Source organism: Ideonella sp. (genome assembly GCF_044358605.1).
In the GTDB taxonomy this organism is placed as follows: domain Bacteria; phylum Pseudomonadota; class Gammaproteobacteria; order Burkholderiales; family Burkholderiaceae_C; genus Ideonella.
This window is the reverse complement of sequence record NZ_JBIKNQ010000014.1, coordinates 72,015-81,825: the sequence shown is the minus strand read 5'-3', so window position 1 is coordinate 81,825 and position 9,811 is coordinate 72,015. Positions and strand designations below refer to the sequence as shown.

10 protein-coding genes are annotated in these 9,811 nt (G+C 64.7%); 6 read left to right on the top strand and 4 right to left on the bottom strand.

Going from position 1 to position 9,811, the window contains the following annotated elements:
• Positions 1-69: 69 nt before the first annotated feature.
• Positions 70-714, bottom strand: a complete 645-nt coding sequence (locus ACIQ3Q_RS07355; protein WP_396268381.1) for a hypothetical protein — start codon at positions 712-714, stop codon at positions 70-72.
• Positions 715-931: 217 nt separating this feature from the next.
• Between ACIQ3Q_RS07355 and ACIQ3Q_RS07350 the strand changes: the two genes are divergently transcribed.
• The 5 genes from ACIQ3Q_RS07350 (at position 932) to ACIQ3Q_RS07330 (ending at position 5,882) form a co-directional block, all read left to right on the top strand.
• Positions 932-1,783: a DNA ligase gene (locus ACIQ3Q_RS07350; RefSeq protein ID WP_396268380.1), complete on the top strand. Its 852-nt coding sequence runs from the start codon at positions 932-934 to the stop codon at positions 1,781-1,783.
• 38 nt (positions 1,784-1,821) lie between these two features.
• Complete coding sequence (gene sbcB / locus ACIQ3Q_RS07345) at positions 1,822-3,255, top strand: exodeoxyribonuclease I (protein WP_396268379.1); 1,434 nt, start codon at positions 1,822-1,824, stop codon at positions 3,253-3,255.
• Positions 3,256-3,414: 159 nt separating this feature from the next.
• Complete coding sequence (locus ACIQ3Q_RS07340; protein ID WP_396268378.1) at positions 3,415-4,110, top strand: DUF6781 family protein; 696 nt, start codon at positions 3,415-3,417, stop codon at positions 4,108-4,110.
• Positions 4,111-4,227: 117 nt separating this feature from the next.
• A complete protein-coding gene (locus tag ACIQ3Q_RS07335; protein ID WP_396268377.1) occupies positions 4,228-5,349 on the top strand; it encodes a beta-ketoacyl-ACP synthase III in 1,122 nt (373 codons plus the stop codon).
• Positions 5,346-5,882: a GNAT family N-acetyltransferase gene (locus ACIQ3Q_RS07330; RefSeq protein ID WP_396268376.1), complete on the top strand. Its 537-nt coding sequence runs from the start codon at positions 5,346-5,348 to the stop codon at positions 5,880-5,882. The genes ACIQ3Q_RS07335 and ACIQ3Q_RS07330 overlap by 4 nt, the downstream gene beginning before the upstream one ends.
• On the opposite strand, the gene ACIQ3Q_RS07325 is transcribed toward ACIQ3Q_RS07330, so the two are convergent.
• The gene (locus ACIQ3Q_RS07325; protein ID WP_396268375.1) at positions 5,870-6,154 is read right to left on the bottom strand and encodes a 2Fe-2S iron-sulfur cluster-binding protein; all 285 of its coding nucleotides are present in this window, start codon (positions 6,152-6,154) and stop codon (positions 5,870-5,872) included. The two genes, ACIQ3Q_RS07330 and ACIQ3Q_RS07325, sit on opposite strands and share 13 nt — an antisense overlap.
• Before the next feature lie 7 nt (positions 6,155-6,161).
• A complete protein-coding gene (locus tag ACIQ3Q_RS07320) occupies positions 6,162-6,836 on the bottom strand; it encodes a phytanoyl-CoA dioxygenase family protein (protein ID WP_396268374.1) in 675 nt (224 codons plus the stop codon).
• Between the two features lie 61 nt (positions 6,837-6,897).
• Here ACIQ3Q_RS07320 and ACIQ3Q_RS07315 point away from each other — a divergent pair, with 61 nt between their 5' ends.
• A complete protein-coding gene (locus ACIQ3Q_RS07315; protein ID WP_396268373.1) occupies positions 6,898-8,601 on the top strand; it encodes an MBL fold metallo-hydrolase in 1,704 nt (567 codons plus the stop codon).
• A 59-nt stretch (positions 8,602-8,660) separates the two neighbouring features.
• On the opposite strand, the gene ACIQ3Q_RS07310 is transcribed toward ACIQ3Q_RS07315, so the two are convergent.
• Entirely contained in the window at positions 8,661-9,665 is a 1,005-nt protein-coding gene (locus ACIQ3Q_RS07310) for a hypothetical protein (RefSeq protein WP_396268372.1), read from the bottom strand.
• Positions 9,666-9,811: the final 146 nt, after the last annotated feature.

Below are 9,811 nucleotides of genomic sequence, written 5' to 3'. Positions count from 1 at the left end.
AACCATCGAATTCCTCAACGCGCCCTCAACCACCAGACCCCCATCGAGGCCCTGAAAAAATGGCACGCCTCACACCCCAAGCTCTTCACAAAACGTGTGAATGATCTCCCGGGGCTTGACACCTAAGCAAGCCAACAACATCAGTCCGGCGCTCCAGGCCATGGCCTGTCGGCCGCGCGCATAGGCCTGGGCGGCGACTTCGGCATTGCGCTGAGCGATGCGTGTATTGATCTCGCCGATGAGCTTGGCGGGTTCACGGTCCACCCCGCGCACTGCGCCGTCACCCACCGAGGGTTCCAGTCCCGCAGCTTGGAACTTCTCAAGACCTACCCGGTAGGCTTTGGCCATTTTCTGGTGGGCGGCGATGAACTTCTCAACCTCTGCCTTCAGCGCAGGCTCAGACAAGGCCAGCCGCTCCGCTAGGAGCTTGGCTCCTTCGGCAACGGTCTTTTCTTCTTTCTCAAACGCTTTCCAGTGTTTGTCCATCAGGGCACTGTCCATGCCGCGTAGCAGGGTGTTCTTCCACTCCTGAACCTGGGTTTTGAAGGCGCTCTCCAGCGCCGCTGTGGCACGCTCATCGGCCATGCGGCCCTGCACATCTGACTGAAACGTGTCCAATGCTCGACCGGCCATCCACAAGCCGCCACTGCCTGCGCTGAGAGTCAAGATCAAGGCGGAGGCAAAGGCAAGGGGTAGTTTTTGGCTGAGGTTCATGAAAATCATCCTTGTTGCACCAGGACAGACGGGCGTATGGGATCACCATGCGCGTCCTCCGTGATCATCGACGGTTCTCCCAGTTCGAGATGCGTGGATAACCCGTCCTAAACTGGCCATCTCCCCCCTCGCTTCCCCCGTTTAGGTGGGAACAGCCTCCGCGCATCGAACTTAGTCTTGAGGCCATCTACGATGGTTCAGACGAGGCTCCCCCACCATGCATCCCAGCCCTTGGCAACCACTATGGGCGCTGCTGCCGCTGTCCATGGCCAGCAGCGTGGCCTTCGCAGCTTCCGCGCCGGCTTTGCTCTTGGCCAAGTCGGCACCCTCATCCATCGATCCTGCCGGCTACTTGGTCAGTGAGAAGCTCGATGGCGTCCGCGCCTTCTGGGACGGGCAGCGCCTGCGGACGCGGGGTGGGCTGCTGATTGCCGCACCCACCTGGTTCACCCAGAAGCTGCCCGCTATGGCCCTGGATGGTGAGTTGTGGATGGGCCGCAGCCGCTTCGATTTGCTCTCTGGCGCTGTTCGACAGGCTGAACCGGACGAGGCTGCCTGGCGCTTGATCAGCTTTCGGGTGTTTGAGATGCCCGGCGCCGCTGGCCCCTTTGAGCAGCGCGCACAACGCCTGCGCCAAGTCGTGGAGCAAGCCCAGTTTGGCGGCCTGCAGTGGGTGCCGCAAGAGGTGATCGCCGACCGATCCACTTTGCAGCGCAGGCTGGCCGAGGTGGTGGCGGCAGGCGGAGAGGGCTTGATGCTGCACAAGGCCGATGCCCCGTACACCACAGGCCGCAGCGACGTGCTGCTCAAGCTCAAGCCTGTTGAGGACGCCGAGGCCGTGGTGATCGGCTATGAGCCTGGCAAGGGGCGCTTTGCGGGCCAGACCGGTGCCCTCAAAGTGCGCGACGAGCAAGGCCGCGTCTTCAGCGTCGGCAGTGGCCTGAGCCATGCCCAACGCATCAGCCCGCCGCCCTTGGGCAGTACGGTTACGGTGCGCTGGCGTGGTACCACGTCCAAAGGCTTGCCCCGCTTTGCCACCCTGTGGCGGCTGCGCGAGCCGGGCTACTGAGCACGGCTGCCACCATTGGCCTGGGGTATCGTCGCACCATGAGTGAATTCAGCTTCTACTGGCACGACTACGAAACCTTTGGCCGCGTGCCGCGCCGCGACCGGCCCTCCCAGTTTGCCGGGGTGCGCACCGATGCCGACCTCAACGAGATCGGCGAGCCCCTGATGCACTACTGCCAGCCGCCGCTGGACGCACTGCCCGACCCCGAGGCCTGCTTGCTCACCGGCATCCTGCCCCAGCAGGCCCAAGCCCAAGGCCTGCCCGAACATCAATTCGCTGCCCTCATCGAGAAGGCGCTGTCGCAGCCCGGCACCATCGGCGTGGGCTACAACACCATTCGCTTTGACGATGAGGTCACCCGCCATCTCTTTTGGCGCAATCTCATCGACCCCTATGCCCGCGAGTACAAAAACGACTGCGGCCGCTGGGACTTGCTGGACGTGGTGCGCTGCACCTGGGCCCTGCGCCCCGAAGGCATCGAGTGGCCCAAACACGAGGACGGCCGCCCGTCTTTCAAGCTGGAGCACCTCACCGCCGCCAACGGCCTGAGCCACGAAGCGGCACACGATGCGCTCTCAGACGTGCGCGCCACCATTGCCCTGGCGCGGCTGATCAAGGCGCGCCAGCCCAAGCTCTGGGAGTTCTGCCTCAAGCTGCGCCACAAACAAGCCGTGTGGGACGAGATCGGCGTGGGCCGGCCTTTTCTGCATATCTCGGGCATGTACGGCGTGGAGCGCGGCTGCTTGGCGGTGGTCTGGCCGCTGGCGCCGCACCCGACCAACAAGAACGAGCTCATCGTCTGGGACCTGGCCCAGGACCCGACCGAGCTGTTTGGCCTGAATGCGGCACAGATCCGCGAGCGCGTGTTCACCCGCGCCGAAGACCTGCCTGAAGGCGTCACCCGCCTGCCGCTCAAGAGCATTCACGTCAACAAGTCGCCCATCGTCATCGCCAACATGCGCACCTTGAGCCCGGCCATGGCCGAGCGCTGGGGTGTGGACATGGCCCAGGCCCTTCGCCATGCCGAGTTGGCCGCCCAAGGAGGCGCCCGCATGGCCGGCATCTGGCCCGATGTGTTTGCCCGCCCAGAGCGCGGCGGCTCGGCCGATGTGGATGAAGACCTTTACGGCGGCTTCATTGGCCCGCAAGACCGGGGCCGCCTGGACCGCCTGCGCGCTAGGCCTGACGATCTAGACGCCCAGCGCCGTGCCAGCTTTGACGACCCACGCTTGGGCGAATTGCATTTCCGCTGGCGCGCCCGCAACTTTGCCCAGAGCCTCGACACCACCGAGCAGGCCCGCTGGCTGCAGCACTGCACCGAGCGCCTGCACCACGGCGCGGGTGGCGGTTTGAGCCTGCAGGCCTTTCAAGACCGCATCGACGAGCTGGGTGAGACGGCCGACGACGCCGCCCAAGACCTGCTGGGCGCGCTGATGGACTGGGCCGAGCAGATTGCGCCGCCGCTGGATTGACCTTGCGGACGGCCCGCTCCCCGGGCTTGCCCTCTGCACAGCACGCATGGGCTGGCGTAAGGTCTGGGCGTACCATGGCCATGAGCCAGTGAGCACGACTGCGAGGTTCCCCTTGCCGTCGTGTTGACCGGCCCTTCCACCACACACCAGGAGAAACTCATGCTCAAGTCCGGTATCGATCAAGACGCCCTGATTCAACAGTTCGCGCAGGCCAGCGCCAAAGGCACGGCGCAACTGCGCAAGGGTGTGACGGACGCTACCCTCAAGGCCTTGCAAGGCCGTGAACTGAGCCTGAAGAACATCCGCGCTGTGGTCAAGTCGGTCACCCAGGCGGCGAGCGCTGGCGCCGCCCAAAACACCAACGTCGATCCTGAGGGTTTGCTCAACTCTGCCGTGGCCGGCATGGACGATGCGCTCATCAAAGCCGTCGAGGCCAACAAACTGGCCTTGCAGCGCTTTGTCGACCAAGGCATGAGCCTGCAGCAAAAGCCGCTGCAAGAAGCGCTCTCCAATCTGGAGAAGTTTGAAGACACCATGTTTGCCGCCATCAAGAAGGCCGCTGCAGGGGCCGACACTCCCATGACCGGCCCCTGGAGCCAAGTCATGGAGCAGTTCCAAAAGGCAGGCAGCCAATCGGGCCTGCAGGCCACGGCCACCGTGGCCCAGCTCACCGACCAGATGCAAACCACGCTGCGGGACAGCCGCGCGGCCAGCCTCAAAGCAGTGCAAACCTTGGCCGACAGCTACACCGCCATGGTCAGCGGCGTGCTGCTGGGCCTGTCCGATGCGTTCAGCCAGGGTGGCGTGGCCGCTGCACCGGCACCGGCTGCCAAGACCAGCCGCGCCAAGAAGTAGAGTCTTGACTCTAGGGGAGGCGGGCGTCCGCACGGACACTCTCGCCTCCCACTTTTTCAGCGTGCTACCTGGGCGTTCAGACCCAGGCTGGCTTTGTCTCACCAACCCCCTCACACCATGACAGAAGTCGTCATCAGCGGCACCGGCTTGTTCCAGGCGCCTCATGTCATCACCAATGCCGAGCTTGTGGTGGCGTTCAACGCCTATGCCGAGCGCTTCAATGCCGAACATGCCGCCGCCATTGCGGCTGGCGAGTGCGAGCCGCTGTCGCCCTCTAGCGTCGAGTTCATCGAAAAAGCTTCGGGCATCAAGCAGCGCTTTGTGATGGACAAGGCCGGTGTGTTGGACCCGGCGCGCATGTATCCCAAGTTTGAGCCGCGCCCCGACGATCAAATGTCTTTGATGGCCGAGATCGGCGTGGATGCCGCCCAGAAGGCACTGGCCGCTGCAGGCCGAGAGGGGCACGAGATTGACGCCGTCATCTGCGGCGCCTCCAATATGCAGCGCGCTTATCCGGCCATGGCGGTTGAGATCCAGCAAGGCATTGGCGCCCAAGGCTACGGTTTCGACATGAACGTGGCTTGCTCTACGGCCACCTTCGCCATCGAGCAGGCATACAACGCTGTGCGCTCCGGCACGGCACGGCGTGTGTTGGTGGTCAACCCCGAGATCACCTCGGCCCACCTGGAGTGGCGCGACCGCGACTGCCATTTCATCTTTGGCGATGTCTGCACGGCCACCGTGGTGGAGCGGGCAGATGAGGCCCGCAGCAGCGATTGTTTTGAGATCCTGGGCACCAAGCTGGCCACCCAGTTCTCCAACAACATCCGCAACAACTTCGGCTTCATGAACCGCTGCGAAGACACGCCGCATGACGCCCGCGACAAGACCTTCCGCCAAGAGGGCCGCAAGGTCTTCAAAGAGGTAGTGCCCATGGCGGCCGCGCACATCGCCACCCACCTAGACGCCATGGGCTTCAGCGCCCCGCAAGTGCGCCGCTTCTGGTTGCACCAGGCCAATCTGGGCATGAACCAATTCATCATCCGCAAGCTCTTGGGCCAAGAACCCGACGCGGAAGTGGCGCCCCTCATCTTGGACCGCTACGCCAACACCTCGTCGGCCGGCTCCATCATCGCCTTCCACGAAACCCGTGGCGACATGGCCGCCGGTGATCTGGGCGTGATCTGCTCCTTTGGGGCGGGCTATTCGATTGGCTCGGTGCTGCTGCGGCGAGTGTGAGCCACTGGCTGTTCGAGACAGAGCGCTTGCGGGTGCGTCCACCCACCCGCAATGATCTGAAGGTCATGCAGGCGGTCTATGGTGATGTCGAGGCCATGCGTTTCGTGGGCGATGGCCAGGCCCTCAGTGCCGAGCGCTGTCAGGAGTGGCTGGGTGTGATTGAGCAGCGCTACGCCCTCAAGGGTTATGGCATGGCTGCGCTTTGCCGCCGCTCTGACGGTGCCGTGCTGGGTTTTTGTGGCGTGGTGCATCCCAACTTGAGGCCCTTGGGCGAGATCAAATACGCCCTGGCCCGCGAGCATTGGGGCCACGGCTATGCCGCCGAGGCGGTGCGCGGCATGCTGGCCTACGTCATTCAAGCCTTTGGCTTGCTGCAGCTTGCCGCCACCGTGGCGCCTGCCCATGAGCGCTCTCAGCGGGTGCTGAGCAAAGCGGGCATGCTGAAGGGCGGTTTGCGCGCCAACGCCGATGGCACGGAAACCCAGCTGTTCTGGTGGCGGGCACCCAGCGACACCGATCTTCAGAACATCTGAGCCGCAGAAGGCGCGTCCAGCGTCACATCGCTCAGCGCCTCGGCCACGCAGGGCAGCACCAGCCCCTCGGCCTTTTCCTCGGCGCTCAGGCCGGGCCATTCCACCCGGTAGCGCACCTGGCCCTGGGGCATCGCGCACAGGCAAGCGCGGCACGTGCCATTGCGGCACGACCGCGCCAGCCGCACACCGCCCGCCTGTGCCGCCTCTAGCAGGCTTTGACCGGCCTGGATGGGCAAGGTCCAGCCCGCAGGGGTGATCGTCAGTTGCGGCATGGCATTCTCAAGCCGTGGCCCATTGCAAGCCATCGGGCAAAGTCGATGGGCCAAACACAAAGTGCAGGACGCGACGTCGGCTGCTGCCGGTGGCTTTGGATGACGAATGCAGCGCCAGTGGACGCATGCACACCACGTCACCCGTTTGCGCTATGCAAATGTGCTCGGTGCTGCGCTGTCGCCAGTTAGCGACGAGGCTGGCATCAATCACGCCGTACTGATGCGTCCCACTCAATACCTTCAGGGGCCCGTCGTTTGGGCCGCAGGGGTCCAAGTGCAAGCGGACGGCCACCATGCTGGCCAGTACGGTGACGGGCGCCTGAACGAAAAGTTGCCCCTCCTTCTCAGACCAACCTTGCCAACCCGGTGCATCCACGCGCTGCGCCACCGGAATCGACAAGTCTTGGTGCAGGCTCACCAGCCAATTGCGCTGAAGGTCTTTTTCGAAATAGGTGCACTGCACGACGCGGGGGCTTTGAGAGAGCAACTCACTCAAGGCTGGGTGCTGCTGCAGATGTGCAGCCAGCGATTGGCACCAAGCCTCTCGCAGCAATTGCCGCGTCCCCGCTGCATGGCTGACCAAGGGCGCCAGCTTGCGCTCGATGTCTGCGCAGTCTCCTGCAGAGAGCACCCGGGGCACCGTGGACACGCCGAGTTGATCAAAGCTTTCGGTAGAGGTCATTCAAAGCGCGTTCGGTCGATATGCTGCGATGCTGCCACAGCCTCGCCACTAAACTCCCACCATGACCATTCCTCAAGACCTGCAAGCCCCTCTGGGGGATGTGCTGGCCGGTGCCCGGCTGGCGGCCAGCGTGATCGTGCTGCGTGAGGCGCCGGCCGATGCGCCTGCTCCCGGTGTGCCCCAAGTGCTGATGCTGCGCCGCGCCGAGCGAGACAACGACCTGCGCAGCGGCGTGTGGGTTTTTCCGGGCGGCGTGTTGGATGCGGTGGATGCCACCTTGCATGCGCGCTGCGAGGGCGACACGCCAGAAGCGGCGAACGCTAGGCTGGGGCTGACCGATGGGGCGCTGGACTACAGCGTGGCCGCCGTGCGCGAGTGCTTTGAAGAAGTGGGCCTGCTGTTTGCTCACTCTGCTCGCTGCCCCGCGACTCTGCCTTCGGCTGCGGAGCGCAAAGCGTCTGTCACCGGGGGCGACTTTGTGGCTCTGTGTGAGCGCCACGACCTGCGGCTGCAACTCGATGCCCTGGTGTACCACTCGCATTGGCTGACGCCCCCCGGCATTCCCAAGCGCTTCAACACCCGGTTTTATGTGGCACGTCTGCCGGAGGGCCAAGCGGCCCAGGCCGATGAAGGCGAGGCCCAGGAGTTGGCCTGGTTCACGCCGGCCGAGGCCCTGAAGGCGGGCTTGAAGCTCTTGCCCGTCACCACCCGCACCCTGCAAGACCTGGCTCGGTTTGACACCGTGCAGGCCATCTTGGATGAGGCTCGCGCCCGCCAGCACCCGCCGATGATGATGCCCCGCCTGGGGCAGAGCGCCCAAGGCAAAGGCCGCCCGGTGCTGCCGGATGAGCCCGCCTGGGCCGAGATTGGCCGCCTGGACCCACACGGGCAGGGCACCGTGTGTTTTGAGCTGCCGCCCTTGCGTGCGGTGGCGCTGTCACCGCGCATCACCCGCGTCACCTGCAACAACGGCTCGGTGATGACCGGCCCCGGCACCAACACCTATCTGATCGCCGAGCCTGGCAGTGACGAGGTCACCGTGCTGGACCCAGGGCCTGACGATGCCGACACCAGCGCTCACTTGCAGGCTGTGATGGCGGCCGTGGGCCCTCGCCGGGTGACCCGCATCGTGGTGACCCACACCCACAAAGACCATTCGCCCGCCGCCCAGGCCCTCAAGGCGCTGACCGGCGCGCCCCTGGTGGGCATGGCGGCCCTGCACCCGGAATGGCAGGACACGGGCTTTCAGCCGGATCAGGCTGTGGCCGAGGGCGAGGTGTTGACGCTGGGCGCCCACACCCACCTGCAAGCCGTGCACACCCCCGGCCATGCAGCCAACCACCTGTGCTGGCTGCTGCAAGAGGAGGCCACCCTCTTCACGGGCGACCACATCATGCAAGGCTCCACCGTGGTCATCAACCCGCCCGATGGCGACATGGCTGCGTATTTCAGATCGCTGGAGCGGCTGTTGGCGATGGAGTTGCGTTGGTTCGCACCGGGCCACGGCTTCTTGATGGCCGAGCCGCATGCCGAGGTACGCAAGCTGCTGGCACACCGCCGCGCCCGCGAGGCCAAGGTGCTGGCCGCCTTGAAAGCCCTGGGCTCTGCGACGGCCCTGGCGCTGGTGCCTGTGGTCTATGGCGACGTGCCCGTGCAGCGCCACGGCATCGCCGCGCGGTCACTGACAGCGCACTTGCTGAAGCTGGCGGGAGAGGGCGTGATCAGCGCCCGGCAGGGCGATGAGGCCATGATCTGGGAAGCCTGAGCCTCAGCCCGCGGTGATAGCCGGGGCCGGGCTTGGCCCCACACAGCCCCTCGGTGACATCACCGATCAAAGTCCAGCGGCGGAATCAAGTCCGCCATGTTCGGCCGCCAGCCCAGTAATTGCGCCAGGGCCGCGTCCCAGCGGTGGCGGGCCAGCTTGCTGAAGCCGGTTTTGTTGGGGTGTATCTCGTCCAGCCAATCGCCGCTGGCGGTGTTGGAGCCGGGCAGGGCGGGGTCGAGCAGGCCACGTGCGTCAATGACATGCACATTGGGCAGCACGGCCACTTCGGCATGCAGGCGCTCGTTGAGTTTGTCGACCACGGCACGGGCGGCAGAGAACATCTGGCCATCGCTCAGGCCTGCGCGCTTCATCGAGGGGTAGAGCCAAGGCCCGGCCACCTTGAGCAGGCCACCCACCAGCGCACCGGTGACCGGGCGGGGTTGGATGTAGTCATAGCCGTTGACCAAGATGGGGGCTTTGCGCGTCTTGGCGCTGCCTGCACGGTCGCGCAAGGTGACAAAGGCTTTGATCTGCGCAATCACCTCGTCAAAGAACTCATCGGCCTGGGGCGAGGCCATTTGCCCGGACAGCAGTTGCACAAAGTGAGCCGGGGCCAGGGTTTGGCCAGACAGGGCGTGGCCGTGTTGGGCGTCGTACAGCTCGGCAAAGAGGTTCTTCAGGTCGTTGCCGCCGCCTGAAAACAAGATGGCGTCAAAGTCGAAGAGCTGGAACATGGCCTCGGTTTGACGGCGCTGGCCGCCGCGCACCATGTCAGACACCACGTCCCCAATGTGCGAGACATCCACCACGCCAGTGAAGTAAGGCGTGGCGATGGCATCCAACAGGTTGGTGCCGGTCTCCAGCAGCGGGGTGAACTTGTCGAACCACGAGTCGCCTTCGGCATAGATCAAGCGCTCGAAGGGGTAGTTCAAGAGGGCGTCGATGGCATCTTGCGTGCCCCCGGTGGCCTCGATGCGGTGCAGCTTGCGCATCACCGGCTGATGGGTGGCTTGGTACCAGGGGGCGGCAAAAGCAGCGGCGCTGGCGGCGTTGATGACAGGCATGGGCGATCCTCCGAGTGATGTTCTAACCTCGTACTGTAGGGGTTTCCGGTACTTTTTCACATCCTGCATCGAGGGGAGGTCGACCCTTGAAATGGGTCATGGCGGCCCCATATGGGCTGCCAGCAGCCAGGCCTATTGGGCCTGTG

What these genes read in the sequence shown, in the direction of transcription:
- ACIQ3Q_RS07335 (WP_396268377.1), top strand. Translation starts at nt 4,228, where the DNA reads ATGACAGAAGTCGTCATCAGCGGCACCGGCTTGTTCCAGGCGCCTCAT.
- ACIQ3Q_RS07355 (WP_396268381.1), bottom strand. Translation starts at nt 714, where the DNA reads ATGAACCTCAGCCAAAAACTACCCCTTGCCTTTGCCTCCGCCTTGATC.
- sbcB (WP_396268379.1), top strand. Translation starts at nt 1,822, where the DNA reads ATGAGTGAATTCAGCTTCTACTGGCACGACTACGAAACCTTTGGCCGC.
- ACIQ3Q_RS07315 (WP_396268373.1), top strand. Translation starts at nt 6,898, where the DNA reads ATGACCATTCCTCAAGACCTGCAAGCCCCTCTGGGGGATGTGCTGGCC.
- ACIQ3Q_RS07325 (WP_396268375.1), bottom strand. Translation starts at nt 6,154, where the DNA reads ATGCCGCAACTGACGATCACCCCTGCGGGCTGGACCTTGCCCATCCAG.
- ACIQ3Q_RS07350 (WP_396268380.1), top strand. Translation starts at nt 932, where the DNA reads ATGCATCCCAGCCCTTGGCAACCACTATGGGCGCTGCTGCCGCTGTCC.
- ACIQ3Q_RS07310 (WP_396268372.1), bottom strand. Translation starts at nt 9,665, where the DNA reads ATGCCTGTCATCAACGCCGCCAGCGCCGCTGCTTTTGCCGCCCCCTGG.
- ACIQ3Q_RS07320 (WP_396268374.1), bottom strand. Translation starts at nt 6,836, where the DNA reads ATGACCTCTACCGAAAGCTTTGATCAACTCGGCGTGTCCACGGTGCCC.
- ACIQ3Q_RS07340 (WP_396268378.1), top strand. Translation starts at nt 3,415, where the DNA reads ATGCTCAAGTCCGGTATCGATCAAGACGCCCTGATTCAACAGTTCGCG.